Annotated in this window: 11 protein-coding genes; 6 read left to right on the top strand and 5 right to left on the bottom strand. The window is 64.9% G+C overall.

The window, feature by feature from the left end:
• Nucleotides 1–14 precede the first annotated feature (14 nt).
• The 5 genes from EN850_RS27630 to EN850_RS27610 form a co-directional block, all read right to left on the bottom strand.
• Nucleotides 15–2087: a 3-hydroxyacyl-CoA dehydrogenase NAD-binding domain-containing protein gene (locus EN850_RS27630; RefSeq protein ID WP_136092700.1), complete on the bottom strand. Its 2073-nt coding sequence runs from the start codon at nt 2085–2087 to the stop codon at nt 15–17.
• Between the two features lie 128 nt (nt 2088–2215).
• The gene (locus EN850_RS27625) at nt 2216–3163 is read right to left on the bottom strand and encodes an ABC transporter permease (RefSeq protein ID WP_135863386.1); all 948 of its coding nucleotides are present in this window, start codon (nt 3161–3163) and stop codon (nt 2216–2218) included.
• A 3-nt stretch (nt 3164–3166) separates the two neighbouring features.
• Nucleotides 3167–4147 carry an ABC transporter permease gene (locus tag EN850_RS27620; RefSeq protein WP_127280401.1) on the bottom strand — a complete coding sequence of 327 codons (981 nt, stop codon included), beginning with the start codon at nt 4145–4147 and terminating at the stop codon, nt 3167–3169.
• A 1-nt stretch (nt 4148) separates the two neighbouring features.
• A complete protein-coding gene (locus EN850_RS27615; RefSeq protein WP_246689286.1) occupies nt 4149–5669 on the bottom strand; it encodes a sugar ABC transporter ATP-binding protein in 1521 nt (506 codons plus the stop codon).
• 49 nt (nt 5670–5718) lie between these two features.
• Complete coding sequence (locus tag EN850_RS27610) at nt 5719–6732, bottom strand: ABC transporter substrate-binding protein (protein WP_127280402.1); 1014 nt, start codon at nt 6730–6732, stop codon at nt 5719–5721.
• Nucleotides 6733–6942: 210 nt separating this feature from the next.
• On the opposite strand from EN850_RS27610, the gene EN850_RS27605 reads away from it, so the two are divergent.
• The 6 genes from EN850_RS27605 to EN850_RS27580 all read left to right on the top strand — a co-directional run bounded on the left by EN850_RS27605 (nt 6943) and on the right by EN850_RS27580 (nt 14445).
• On the top strand, nt 6943–9363 hold the full coding sequence (locus EN850_RS27605) for a glucan 1,4-alpha-glucosidase (RefSeq protein WP_136092699.1): 2421 nt from the start codon (nt 6943–6945) through the stop codon (nt 9361–9363).
• A 49-nt stretch (nt 9364–9412) separates the two neighbouring features.
• Nucleotides 9413–10429 carry a phosphogluconate dehydrogenase (NAD(+)-dependent, decarboxylating) gene (gnd, locus tag EN850_RS27600; protein ID WP_136092698.1) on the top strand — a complete coding sequence of 339 codons (1017 nt, stop codon included), beginning with the start codon at nt 9413–9415 and terminating at the stop codon, nt 10427–10429.
• 22 nt (nt 10430–10451) lie between these two features.
• The gene (gene zwf, locus EN850_RS27595; protein WP_127277934.1) at nt 10452–11828 is read left to right on the top strand and encodes a glucose-6-phosphate dehydrogenase; all 1377 of its coding nucleotides are present in this window, start codon (nt 10452–10454) and stop codon (nt 11826–11828) included.
• A gap of 14 nt (nt 11829–11842) precedes the next feature.
• Nucleotides 11843–12547 (top strand): ROK family protein, encoded by a 705-nt coding sequence (locus EN850_RS27590; protein ID WP_127872908.1) that lies wholly within the window; start codon nt 11843–11845, stop codon nt 12545–12547.
• A gap of 207 nt (nt 12548–12754) precedes the next feature.
• A complete protein-coding gene (locus EN850_RS27585; protein WP_127277932.1) occupies nt 12755–13219 on the top strand; it encodes a MucR family transcriptional regulator in 465 nt (154 codons plus the stop codon).
• Between the two features lie 125 nt (nt 13220–13344).
• Nucleotides 13345–14445, top strand: coding sequence for an aminotransferase class I/II-fold pyridoxal phosphate-dependent enzyme (locus EN850_RS27580; protein WP_136092697.1), 1101 nt, complete (start codon nt 13345–13347; stop codon nt 14443–14445).
• The last annotated feature ends 66 nt before the right edge of the window (nt 14446–14511 follow it).

The raw sequence follows: 14511 nt of genomic DNA, 5'->3' as shown, positions 1-14511 counted from the left end.
TTCCGCTACCCGGATCAGGCTGTTGAGCCGGCTTCCCAAGAGCCGCTCTCAGCCATCCGCTTGAGCAAGGACGCCGGCTTGAAAACATCCTTGCCGGTCAGCTCCAGCCAATATTCGAGCCGCTCGATGATCTTGCCCGCGCCTACGAGACCGGCCCAGAACATCGGGCCGCCCTTGCCGATGGGAAAGCCGTAGCCATTGACCCAGACGACATCGATGTCGGAGGCGCGGGCTGCAATCCCTTCCTCCAGAATTTTCGCCCCCTCGTTGATCAGGGGATAGAGCGTGCGTTCGATGATCTCGTCGGCGGCTATCGTGCGTGGCGCGATGCCCTTCTCGGCGGCCTTGTCGCGGATCAGCGCCTCGACCTCGGGATCGGGTACCGGCGTGCGCGAACCGTTCTCGTAGAGATAGAAGCCACGGCCGGTCTTCTGGCCGAAACGGCCCTGCTCGCACAGCGTGTCGGCGATGACGGCCGTCAGCCCACGCGCCTTGCGGTTGCGCCAGCCGATGTCGAGGCCGGCCAGGTCGCCCATCTGGAACGGCCCCATCGGCCAGCCGAAATCGGTGAACGCCTTGTCGATCTGGCCGGGTGTCGCGCCCTCCAGCAGCAGCGCTTCCGATTCCGAGCCACGCGCGGCCAGCATGCGGTTGCCGACGAAGCCGTGGCAGACGCCGACGACGACGGCCACCTTGCCGATCCTGCGTGCCAGGTCGACCACGGTCGCCAGCGCATCCGACGCCGTCTTTTCGGCGCGCACGATCTCCAGCAGCTTCATGACGTTGGCCGGCGAGAAGAAATGCAGGCCGAGCACGTCCTGTGGTCGCGAGATCGAGGCGGCGATCTCGTCGATGTCGAGATAGGACGTGTTGGTGGCAAGGATGGCGCCTGGTTTCGCCACCGCGTCGAGCTTGCCGAAGATTTCCTTCTTGACCGCCATGTCCTCGAACGCCGCCTCGATGATCAGATCGCAATCGCCGAGATCGGCATGGTCGATCGAGCCTTTGAATTGACCGAGCCGCTGCTGCCTGGCGTCTTCGCTCAAGGACCCCCGCGAAACGGAGACGGCATAATTCTTCTCGATCGTCGCCAGCCCTCGCTGCAGCGCTTCCTGACTGGTTTCCAGCAAGGTGACGGGATAGCCGCCATTGGCGAAAGCCATGGCGATGCCGCCGCCCATCGTGCCGGCGCCGATGACGCCGACGCGGCTGATCCTGCGCTTGGGCGTATCCTTTCCGGGAAGCTTGGTCGCCTCGCGCTCGGCGAAGAACAGATGCCGTTGCGCGCGCGACTGGTCGCTGGCGACGAGTTTCACGAACAGCGCCCGCTCGGCCGCCAGCGCCTCGTCGAAGGGCAGCGTGACGGCATTGCGCACCGCCTGCGCACAGGCAACAGGCGCTTCGAGTCCCCGCGCTTTGCGGGCAAGATCCGCGGCCTCGGCATCGAAGGCGGCAAGGTCGGTTTCCCCCAGCCTCTCATCGCGTTCGCGCACCGGCGTGAACGGACCGCCCTTGCGGGCGATCTCGCGGGCGAAATTCACGGCATGCGTGGTCAGATCACCCTCGAAAACGGCATCGACCAGTCCGGCGCCATGCGCCTCTTGCGCGCCAATCGGGGTGCCGGAAACGATCATCCTCATCGCCTTTAAAGCGCCCACGAGACGAGGTAGCCGCACCGTGCCGCCGCCGCCGGGCAACAAGCCGAGCTTCACCTCGGGAAGGCCGAGCTTCGCGCCTTGATCGGCAACACGGAAATGGCAGCCGAGCGCCAGTTCCAGCCCGCCGCCGAGCGCGGTGCCGTGGATGGCGGCGACCGTCGGCTTGGCGATGGCTTCAAGCGTCGCCACGATGGCACGCAGGTCCGGCTGCTGCACCGGCTTGCCGAACTCGGTGATGTCGGCGCCGGCGACGAAGGTCCGACCGGCGCAGGCGATGACGATTGCCGAGACCGATGCGTCATCGCGCAGGGCGACCAGCGCCTGCAGCAGCGGCTCGCGGACGTGAAAACTCAGTGCGTTGACCGGCGGATTGTCGATGGTGACGATGGCGACCCCACCCTCGTTCGCGACACTGACAGAATTGGACAAGCGGAGGCCTCCCGAGACCGACTGAGATCGCGGACCGGTTTACTAGGCCGCGCCGCGAATGGGAACCGGATGTTGAACTGGTCCAATGGATGGCCCCACAGGCTGCGGTCGCGCCGTCGACGTTGCCGTCAGCGCACCGCCTTCTCGCCGCCCGCCGCCGTGATCACCCCTACGATGATCAGCCCGGTAAGCAGAAGCCGCACGCCGGCGCTGACGCCGAATGTGTTGAGCATGGTGAGCAGCAGCACCAGGAACAGCGCCGCGCCCCAGACGCCGGGCACATTGGCTTTGCCGCCGGCCACCGACGTGCCGCCGATGACGACGACCGCGATCGAAGCCAGCAGATATTCATTGCCGATATCGACATTGGCGCCGCGGAAATAGCCGGCGAGCAGCGCGCCGTCGATGCCGCCGAGCGCCCCCGACAGCGTGTAGGTGAGGAAGCGGATGCGGCCGACATTGACGCCGGCGAGCCAGGCGGCGCGGATGTTCTGGCCGATCGCCAGCACCGAGCGGCCATAGATCATGCGCTGCAAGGCGATGGCCGCGCCGATGGTGAACAGCACGGTGAGCATCGCCAGCACCGGAATGCCCAGCACCTGCCAGTTGGTGAAATCGGCGAAGCCCGGCGGCGGCTTGATCTGCAGCCCGCGCCCATAGCTGATGTCGACCGACTGGATGATGAAGCTCGCCGACAACGTGGCGATGATCGGCGGAATGCGCAGCGCCCAGATCAGCAGGTAGTTGATGGCGCCGATGGCGGCACCACAGGCGAGCGCCGCCAGCAATCCAACCACGATCATGGCATCGCTGCCGCCCATCACCTTCATGGCAACCGCGCTTGCCAGGCCGATATTGGCCGGCAGCGACAGGTCGACATTGCCGGGCCCGAGCGTGATGACGAACATCTGGCCGACGCCGACGATGACCGTGAACACGGCAAGCGAGAGCGCCGCCGTGACCATGCCGCCGGCGCCATAGCCACCGGTGAAGGCGATCGTCGCCAGCCACACCAGCAGCGCACCGGCAAACGACCAGATCCAGGGTTTTGTGAGCAGCGTTTTCAGCGAAGCCATCGCTCACCTTTCCCTGCGGCTGATCAGCACCCGCGCCGCCAGCACGATGATCAGGATGGCGCCGTTGGCGGCCACCTGCCAGTCGGGCGGAATGTGCATGAAGGTGAGCAACGGCGAGGCGGCCAGCGCCAGCGTCAGCGCGCCGATGACGGCGCCGATCGGCGAGACCCGGCCGCCGACGAACTCGCCGCCGCCGAGGATGACGCCGGCGATGGCCAGCAGCGTGTAGCCATTGCCGATATTGGCATCCGCCGAGGTGGTGATGCCGATCAGCGCCATGCCCGACAGCACGCCGAACAGGCCGGCCAGCGCAAACAGCACGATCTTGGTCTTGAGCAGCGACCAGCCGGCGCGCCGCAGTGCTGCCGGATTGCCGCCGGAGCCGCGCAGGATCACGCCGTAGGAAGTGCGCATCAGGCCGAAATGCACCACCGCCGCGATCAGCAGCGCGGCGATGATCGGGAACGGAATGAAGAGCGGCTTGAACGACATGATCGCCAGCAGCCAGTCCGGCGCCTTACCGCCGGGCTTTGGCAGGACGAGGATGGCCAGGCCCTGCCAGACGAAACTCATGCCCAGCGTCACCACGATGGAAGGCAGGTTGCGCAGATGGATCAGCGCGCCGAGCAGCGCATAGATGCCGATCGACCCGGCGAGGATGAGGACGCCGATGAGCGGCGCGTCCTTCAGCCATGTCGCCGTGACGCAGCCGACAAAACCGACAAAGGTGCCGATCGAGAGATCAAGCTCGTTGCCGGCTATCACGAACATCTGCGCGATCGTCGCCAGCGCGATCGGGATAGCCAGGTTCAGCATCAGGCTGAAGCCGAAATAGCTGATGGCGCGCGGGTTGAGCCAAGCGATCGCAAGCAACACCAACGCCAGCGACAGCGCCGGCAGCAGGCCGCGCAACAGCCGCGCCCGCGCCGCCGCGTTGCGCGCCGCCGATCCCTTGAAGCCATTGTCGATTGGCGTCGCCGTCATCTCAGGCCGCGTCGCCGAAGGAGGACTGGATGATCTTCTCTTCGGTCAGCTCGTCGCGCGTCAAATTGGCGACGATGCGGCCGTTCTTGAAGACATAGATGTGATCGCAATTGTCGAGCTCTTCGGTTTCGGTCGTGTACCAGAGGAAGGTGCGTCCGCGGCCAGCCTCCTCGCGCACGAGGTCGTAGACCTCCAGCTTGGTGCCGATGTCGACGCCGCGCATCGGATCGTCCATCAGCACGATTTCGGCATCGGAGCCCAGTGCGCGGGCAAACAGGGCCTTCTGCTGGTTGCCGCCCGACAGTGAAAAGATGTTGTTGTCCATGTCGGGCGTGCGGATGCCGATCTTCTTCTTCCAGGCATCGGCGAGTTCCGCCTCGCGTCGCGGCGAGATCAGCAAGCCGTTGCGCAGACGCGCCAGCGAGCGGATGCCGATATTCTGCGCAATCGACCATTGCGGGAAAATGCCGTCCGACTGGCGGTCGCCCGCCACCAGCGCCACCGGCGCCGTGACCTCGATGCCGGCTTTGGCGCGTGCGGTGGCACCAAAGATCCGCAGCAGCAAGTCGGTCTGTCCGTGACCGGCCAGCCCGGCAAGGCCGATGATCTCGCCGGCACGGGCGACAAGCTCCTTGCCGTCAGTCTGCCCGGCGGGCCGCGCCCGGACGCGCAGCGGGCTGGCGCCTGGCTTTGCGGCAGCGGCCTGCGCGGCGGTCTTCTGGCGCGCCTCAGCCCCGCCCATCACCGTCACCAGCCGGTCGCGGTCGAAGGCGCCAGCCGCGTCCGACGCCACCATCTTGCCGTCGCGCATCACCACGATCCGGTCGGCGTTGCGCAACACCTCGCCCAGCACGTGCGAGATCAGGATGCAGCTTTTCCCGCCGGCGACGAAGCGGCGCACGAAAGCCAGCAGCTGGCCTGCAGTGTGCGCGTCGAGCGAGGAGGTCGGCTCGTCGAGGATGACCAGGTCCAGCCGGTCCTGCGTCACCGTGAAGGCGCGCGCCACCTCGACCATCTGCCGCCGGCCGATCGACAGATCGCCGACAATGTCCCAGGCCGAGATGCCATGGTCCGGGAATATCTCATCTAGCTTGGCGGCGATCAGCTCGGCCGCCTTGCGCCGCCAGCCGAAGCCGGACAGCGAGGCATGGTTGATGCGGGTGTTTTCGGCGACGCTGAGATTGGGACACAGCGACAGCTCCTGGAACACGCAGCGTATGCCGAGCTGCTGCGCCCGCGAAACCGAGTAGTTCTCCTCGATGCCGCCATGCACGCCGATGGTGCCGCTGTCGGGCGTCAAGGTGCCGGCCACCATGTGCATCAGCGTCGATTTGCCGGCGCCATTATGGCCGACGAGGCCGACGCATTCGCCGGGTCCGACATGGAAATCCACCCCGCCCAGCGCTCTGACGGCGCCGAAATGCTTTTCGGCACCGTCAAGTCTGACGACGTCAACAGTGGCGGCGCCGAACTGTTTTTCGGCGCCGCCCAGCCTGATGATGCCCGTGTTGCCTGCAGCCATGCTCAACGATATCCGTTCAGTGATGCGCTAGGCAACGCGGATGCGGCTTTCACTTGATGTTGGCTTTGATGGCCGCGATGGCATCTTCCTGGGTGTATTCGTGAGTGGCGACGCCACCCTCCTTGATCTTCGGCAGGGCCGCCTCGAAATCGTCCTGGGTGAAGGCGAGATACGGCACCAGCAAATCGTGCGGAATGTCCTTGCGGCCATCGAGCACCTGCTGCGCCACCCAGAAGGCGAGCGTCGACACGCCGGGCGCGATCGACGCCGACCAGGTCTTGTAGCCGTCCTTCTCCTTCTGTTCCTTCCACCACTTCAGCTCGTCCTGCCGGTTGCCCATGATGATGGTCGGGCGCGGCTTGTTGGCGGCGGCGAAGGCTTGCGCGGCGCCATAACCGTCGCCGCCCTGGTCGACGATGCCGACGATGTCGGGCAGCGACGGCAGGATGGTCGCGACCGCCTTCTGCGCCGTGGTCTGGTCCCAGTCGCCGGTCACCGAACCGACGATCTTGAATTCGGGATGGGCAGCGACCCCTTCCAGGATACCGGCATGGATGGCGTCGTCGATCGAGGTGCCGGCCAGCCCGCGGATTTCAAGCAGATTGCCGCCCTTGGGCTGGAACTTCGCCATCTGCTCGACTTCCTGCTTGCCCATGTCCTTGAAGTCGACGACGACGCGGTAGGCACATGGCTCGGTCACCGTGCCGTCGAAGGAAACGACGGTGATGCCGGCGTCGCAGGCCTGCTTGATGGCGCCGTTGAGCGCGTCCGGCGAAGCGGCGTTGATGACGATGGCGTCATAGCCCTGCAGGATCAGGTTCTGCACCTGGGCGGCCTGCGTCGGCACCTCCTTGTCGGCGGTGGTGAAGACATCGGCCGCGCCGACGATCTTGTCGTCGACCGCCTTCTTGGTGACGATGCCATAGCTGTCGAGCATGGCCTGGCGCCACGAATTGCCGGCGTAATTGTTGGAGAACGCGATCTTCTTGCCGCTGGTGTCGGCGAAAGCCGTACCGGCTGCGAGCACCGCCGCAAGCGTGCCGAGAACCAATAATTTCTTCATAGGATACTCCTCCCGAGAGTTGTTGATCAGTTGGCTGTCGATGAATTTTCGCGATTGCGATCCTGTTTTTTATCTATTGTCAGACAAAAGTGCAGAAGGCCGCCGAGCTGTCAACTGCAATCCGATGCGCGCCGGCGATCAACTTGCAGTGCGCTGATTGAAATGGTTTCGGTTGATGGCTAGGCAGGCGGGCCAGGAGACCGAACAAGCATGGCAGTGACGCCGATTGTGCCGACGGGCGCACCGGGAATTCCCGCGCGCTGGACCTCTAGCGCCAAGAGCGGCGTCGGCTCGGCGCTTTCGCCGTCCAGTCGCGTCTGGTTCACCATCAGCCACGGCATCCTGAACGAAGTGTATTATCCGCGCGTCGACAGCGCCTGCACGCGCGACCTCGGCCTGATCGTCACCGGCAAGGATGGATATTTCTCCGAGGAGAAGCGCGATGCCGCGCACGGCATCGAGCCGTTCGGAGATGGCGTGCCCGCCTACAGGCTGGTCAACACGGCTGATGACGGCACCTACCGGATCGAGAAGCGCATCGTGGCCGATCCGGCTCGTCCGACGTTGCTGCAGGAGATCACCTTCAGCCCGCTCAAGGGCTCCGCGGCCGACTACCGCGTCTACGCGCTTCTGGCGCCGCATCTGGTCAATGCCGGCATGGGCAACACCGCCTGGGTCGGAGAGCACCGGGGAAAGCCTGTCCTGTTTGCCTCGGGGCGCGGCACCTGCCTGGCGCTGGCCTCGTCGCTGCCCTGGCGGGACTGTTCGACCGGCTATGTCGGCTTCTCCGACGGCTGGCAGCAATTGAACCACACCGGCAAGCTTGATCCGGCTTGCCGGGGCGCCGAGGACGGCAATGTCGCGCTGACCGGCGAGATCGGCTTCACCGCCACGAAGACAAAAGCCGTGCTGGCGCTGGGTTTTGGCGCGACACCGGACGAGGCCGCCGAAAACGCCTTCGCCAGCCTGAAGCGTGGTTTTGAGCCGGCAGCGAGATCCTATGTCGAAAGATGGCACGAATGGCAGGCGGGGCTGCTGCCGCTGGACCGGACGCCCGGAGTGCCCGGGGTGAACAGCTACCGCGTCTCCACCGCGGTGCTGGCAACCCACCGGTCATTGGCCAAGCCGGGCGCGGCGGTGGCCAGCCTATCGATCCCGTGGGGATTCAACAAAGGCGATGATGATCTCGGCGGCTACCATCTGGTCTGGCCGCGCGACCTGGTCGAAACGGCGGGCGGCTTCCTCGCCGCCGGCGATGCCGCCTCGGCCCTTCGGATCCTGGAATACCTCCGCTCCATCCAGCAGCCTGACGGCCATTGGCCGCAGAATGCCTGGCTCGACGGATCGGCCTATTGGCCGGGCATCCAGATGGACGAATGCGCCTTTCCCTTGCTGCTGGCAGACGCCCTGCATCGCGCCGGCCATTTGCCGCAGGCGCGACTGAAGGCCTTCCTGCCCATGATCGAGCGCGCCGCTTCCTATGTCGTGCGCAACGGCCCTGTCACCGGCGAGGACCGCTGGGAAGAAGACGCCGGCTATAGCCCGTTCACCCTGGCCGTCGAGATCGCTGCACTGCTCGCCGGCGCGGACCTGCTCGACGCCTGCGGCCGGACGGCGGAGGCGGCCTATCTGCGCGAGACCGCGGACTGCTGGAACGATCAGGTCGAGCGCTGGACCTATGTCACCGGTACCGCCACCTGCAAGGTGGCCGGCGTCGCCGGCTACTACGTCCGCATCGCGCCGCCCGACAGCGCCGATGCCGGCTCGCCGAAGGACGGCTATGTGCCCATCAAGAACCGCCCGCCCGGCGACACGGAACGACCGGCCGAAGAAATCGTCAGCCCCGACGCCCTGGCGCTGGTGCGCTTTGGCCTGAGAGCCGCCGACGATCCGCGCATCGTCGATACAGTGAAGGTGATCGATGCGCAGTTGCGCTGCGAGCTGCCGCAAGGGCCGCTCTGGTACCGCTATAACAGTGACGGCTATGGCGAACACGAGGATGGCGCGCCCTTCGACGGCACCGGCCAGGGCCGGCCGTGGCCGTTGCTCGCCGGCGAACGGGCGCATTATGAGCTGGCGGCCGGCCGCAAGGAAGAGGCGGCCAGCCTGCTCGATGCGCTGGAACGGTCGGCCGGACCCGGCGGCCTGCTGCCGGAACAGGTCTGGGATGGCGCCGATATTCCGGAGCGCGAGCTGCTGCATGGCAAACCATCGGGCAGCGCCATGCCGCTGGTCTGGGCGCACTCCGAGCATATCAAGCTGCTGCGTTCGCTGCGCGACGGCGCTGTCTTCGACATGCCTCCGCAAGGCGTGAAGCGCTACATCGAGAACAAGACCATATCGCCGTTCAGGCCATGGCGCTTCAACAACAAGATCCGCACGCTGCCGGCCGGCAAGGCGCTGCGTATTGAATTGATGGCAGCAGCCACTGTCCACTGGAGCACCGACGATTGGGCAACCGCGCATGACAGCCAGACGGTGGAAAACGCGTTCGGCATCCACCTTGTCGATCTGCCCACGGCCGGCCTCCCCGAGGGAAACACGCTCGTCTTCACTTTTTTCTGGCCCGGCACCGGCGATTGGGAGAATGTCGACTTCTCTGTCATATCTGGCGGGCAGGATAGCCAGTAGACCCTTCTCCAGGGATACCCGAGACTCTTCAGCAAACAGGGACGAAACCATGCAGATCGGAATGATGGGACTGGGCCGGATGGGCGCCAACATGGTGCGGCGTCTGATGCGCGACGACCACGAATGCGTCGTCTACGACATCAACCCGGCCAGCGTCGCGGCGCTGGTGAGCGACGGCGCGTCTGGAGCGGCCTCGATGGCGGAATTCGTCGGCAAGCTCGCCAAGCCGCGCTGCGTGTGGCTGATGCTGCCGGCGGCGATCACCGGCAAGATCATCGACCAGGTCTCGGCGCTGATGGAGCCTGGCGACATCGTCATCGACGGCGGCAATTCCTATTATCACGACGCCGTCGACCAGGCCGCGAAACTCGCCACCAAGGGCATCCACCTTGTCGATGTCGGCACCAGCGGCGGTGTCTGGGGGCTGGAGCGTGGCTACTGCCTGATGATCGGCGGCCCCGACGTGGCGGTGCAGCATCTCGATTCGGTCTTTGCCACGCTGGCGCCTGGCGCCGATGCCGGCGCACCCACCCCGGACAAGACCGTCGGCACCGCACCCTTCGGTTACTTGCATTGCGGACCGAGTGGCGCCGGCCACTTCGTCAAGATGGTGCACAACGGCATCGAATATGGCGTCATGGCCGCCTATGCCGAAGGCATGAACATCCTGAAGTCGGCCAATGCGGGCAAGCGGCAACGAACGGCGGACGCCGAGACCAGCCCGTTGGAAAACCCGCAATACTACCAGTTCGACATCGATCTTCCGCAGGTGGCCGAGGTGTGGCGGCATGGCAGCGTCATCGGCTCCTGGCTGCTCGATCTCACCGCCGGCGCGTTGAAGAGCGATCCGGGCCTGGCGCAATTCGGCGGCCGGGTTTCGGATTCCGGCGAGGGCCGCTGGACGCTGAAGGCGGCGATCGACACCGGCGTGCCGGCGCCGGTCCTGTCCTCGGCCCTGTTCGACCGCTTCTCCTCGCAAGGCGAATCCGAATTCGCCGACAAGCTGTTGTCCGCCATGCGCTACGCCTTCGGCGGCCACATCGAAAAGCCGAAGGGCGGCAAGTGACGGCGACAGGGGAGACGCAGGCATGAGCCAGGAACGGTCCGACACGCTGGTGCTCTTCGGAGCGACCGGCGACCTCGCCCACAAGAAGATATTTCCAGCCCTCTACCAGATGGTCGCCAAGGGCACGCTCACCGAACCGGTGATCGGCGTCGCCTTCGACGCCTGGGATTTGAAGCAATTGCAGGACCGTGCCCGCGACGGCATCGTCAACGCGCTCGGCACGATCGACGAGAAGGTGTTCGCCAAGCTGGCGTCGCTGCTGCGCTATGTCAGCGGCGACTACCGCGATCCGGCCACTTTCGAGAAGCTGAAGACCGCACTCGGCAGCGCCCAGCGGCCGCTGCACTACATGGCGGTGCCGCCGACCATGTTCGAGACTGTCGTGCAAGGCCTGGAGCAATCCGGCACCGCGCACGGCGCCCGGCTGATGGTCGAAAAGCCCTTCGGCCACGATCTGCAGTCGGCCCGCTGGCTGAACCGTGTGCTGCATTTGGTGTTCGACGAACAGTCGATCTTCCGCATCGACCACTATCTCGGCAAGGAAGCGATCCAGAACCTGCTCTATTTCCGCTTCGCCAACGCTTTGCTCGAGCCGATCTGGAACCGCAATTACGTCGAGAGCGTCCAGATCACCATGGCCGAGGATTTCGGCGTCGAAGGGCGGGGGCGGTTCTACGACGATGTCGGCGCTATCCGCGACGTCATCGAGAACCATCTGCTCAACATCCTGCTGCTCTTGGCCATGGAGCCGCCGGTCGGCCGCTCGGCAGACGATTTGATCGACGAGAAGGTGCAGGTGCTGCGCGCCATCCGCACCCTGACCAAGAGCGATGTCGTGCGCGGCCAGTTCACCGGCTATCTCGCCGAGCCCGGCGTGGCGCCGAACTCGCCGGTCGAGACCTTCGCGGCAGTGCGTTTTTTCGTCGACACCTGGCGCTGGCAGGACGTGCCGTTCTTCATCCGCGCCGGCAAGAACATGCCCGTGCATGTCACCGAGGTGGTGGTGCGGCTGAAGCGGCCGCCGCTCGACGTCTTCGACCCGATCAAGCCCGCCGACCAGAATTATGTCCGTTTCCGCATCGACCCGCAGGTGATGATCGCCATCGGCGCCCAGCGCAAGGCGCCCGGCGACGACATGATCGGCGAGCAGGTGGAACTGACCGCGCTCGACGACTCGAAGGGCGACATGCCGCCCTATGAACGGCTGATCGGCGACGCCATGAACGGCAATGGCCAGCTCTTCACCCGTCAGGACGCGGCGGAACTGGCCTGGCGCATCGTCGGCCCGGTGCTCGGCGACACCACGCCGCCACATCTTTACGAGCCGAAGACATGGGGACCGGCGGACGCCATGGCCGGCTTCGGGCCGCCCAATGGCTGGATCGATCCGGTGGCATGAACGGAGGGGACAAGATGGCCAAGGCGGTGAAGCAGGCTGCGTCGGACACCGGGCAGGTTGTCCTTTCGGTCGACATTGGCGGCTCGCGCGTCAAGATCCTGACCAGCGACGGCGGCACCGAGCGCCGGACGGATTCCGGACCGGACCTGACGCCGCGGCAAATGATCGACAAGGTGAAAAAGCTCGCCGAGGGCCTGTCCTATGACGTTATCTCCATGGGCTATCCAGGCCCGGTGCGCCACAACAAGCCGGTGCTTGACCCCATGAATCTCGGCAAGGGCTGGGCCGGCTTCGATTTCGCCGCGGAGTTCGGCAAGCCGGTCAAGGTGGTCAATGATGCGCTGATGCAGGCCATCGGCAGCTATGAGGGCGGGCGCATGCTGTTCCTCGGTCTCGGAACCGGCCTCGGCGCGGCGATGGTCTTCGACAATGTCGGTCAGCCGATGGAACTCGCCCATCTTCCCTACCGAAAAGGCCGGAGTTTCGAGGATTATGTCGGCGAACGCGGCCTGGAAAAGCGCGGCAAGAAGAAGTGGCGCGGCTATGTCTTCGACGTCGTCAACCGGCTACGAGCCGCCCTGCAGCCAGACTATGTCGTCATCGGCGGCGGCAATGTCGACAAGCTCGACGAATTGCCCGCCCACTCCAGACGCGGTGACAACACACGCGCCTTCGAAGGCGGATTTCGTCTATGGCGCGACAAGGCGCTGATCGTCTGATATTATTACAGTTTAGTATAGTCGTTCAAAATGACGTGTGATGCCGCGCCGATAGATTGCATTGCGCAGATTTGCCGACTAGGAGTTCGGCCCCACTACATCGCGTCGCGCGGGACGCACAAAGACGACTCACTTTAATTTTGCGCATCATCCTTTTTGAAAACGGCCCCATTTTCGAGGTCATGCGCCATGGATGGAGGAAATAGATTGACCGACGAAGACAGCCACGCCAGCAAGACCCTCGACCTTCTCGAACTGACCGCCCATATCGTATCGGCTTATGTCGAGAAGAATCGCCTGCCTGCGTCCGGCCTTCCCGAGCTGATCGCCAGCGTCAGCGCCTCGATCAGCGGGCTCGGTCAGCCGGTCGCTCCGGTGGCGGCACCGCTGGTCCCGGCCGTCAACCCGAAGAAGTCGGTGACGCCGGATTTCATCATCTGCCTCGAGGACGGCAAGAAATTCAAATCGCTGAAGCGTCACCTCGGCGTGCATTTCGGCCTGACGCCGGATGCCTACCGCGCCAAATGGGGCTTGCCGTCTGACTATCCGATGGTTGCTCCCAACTATGCGGCTTCGCGCTCCGAACTGGCGAAGTCGATCGGCCTCGGCCGCAAGGCCGTCGCCCCGGCGCCCGTCAAGGGCAAAGGCCGGAAGGCCAAGGTTTCGGCCTGAGCAATTCAGTCCTGAGCCAATATTTAGGACGACTGGAACGGAAGCCTGCCGGCGAAATCGCCTTGGCAGGCTTCATGTTTTTGTGGCTTGGATGAACCGGACAGGTGCTTTGAGGGGGAACTGCCATGAACTACACCAGGATGGTGATCGAGAAAGAAGCACCGGAGGAATACGGCTACGATCGTATCCGCCACAATCTTTCCGAAAGTTCGATCGCCGACCAGAAGCTCTCCGACATCGGCCTGTCGCTGCCCGACCTGACGCTTTTCTATGGCGAGCATCGTGGCGACAAGGACTTGCGCGCCCTGGTCGCGGCGCAGGATGCCGGCATCTCGCCCGATGATGTGCTGGTCACCGCCGGCGCCGCCGGCGCGCTGTTCATCATCTCGACATCGCTTCTGTCGGCCAGCGATCATCTCGTCGTCATCAGGCCCAACTACGCCACCAACATCGAAACGCCGCGGGCGATCGGCTGCGCCATCAGCTTCGTCGACCTCGCCTTCGACGAAGGCTTCGCCATTGATGTCGAGCGCGTCAGGGCGGCGATGCGGCCGAACACCAGGCTGATCAGCGTCACTTGCCCGCACAACCCGACCGGCACCATGATGAGCCGCGCCGAATTGGACGCACTGGTCGCGCTCGCCGAAGCCAGCGACTGCCATCTGCTGGTCGATGAGACCTATCGCGACCTCTCCTATGGACGGCGCCTGCCCTTGGCGGCCTCGCTGAGCAACAAGGCGATCAGCGTCTCGTCACTGTCGAAAGCCTTCGGCATTCCCGGCATCCGCATCGGCTGGCTGGTCACCAGGGATGCTGCCCTCCAGGAAAAATTCCTCGCCGCCAAGGAGCAGATCGGCATCTGCGGCAGCGTCATCGACGAAGGGATCGCGCGCGGCATGCTGGCGCGCCGGGACGCGTTTCTGGGAAAGCTGCTGCCCGAAATGGCCAGGCGCCGCGATATCGTCCAGGCATGGATCGACCGCGAACCTTTAGTCGACTGGGTGCGCCCCGAGGGCGGAGTGGTCGGCTTCCCGCGCCTCAATGTCGAGCCCGGCTTCGACCTCGACCGGTTCTATGTCAGGCTGCTGGAAGACCACGGCACCTATGTCGGACCCGGCCATTGGTTCGAGATGGAAAAGCGCTTCTTCCGCGTCGGCTTCGGCTGGCCGACGGAGGCCGAGTTGAAAGGCGGATTGGACGCGATTTCGGCCGCGCTGCGGCAGTAACTTCCGCGTGGGCTGGACGGTGCGGACCGAAAGTCCCTTGATCCAGGTCTGAATTTGAAGCATATC

This window comes from Mesorhizobium sp. M8A.F.Ca.ET.207.01.1.1, assembly GCF_004794715.1.
Taxonomy (GTDB): Bacteria; Pseudomonadota; Alphaproteobacteria; order Rhizobiales; family Rhizobiaceae; genus Mesorhizobium.
This window is presented reverse-complemented; position numbering and strand designations above follow the sequence as displayed.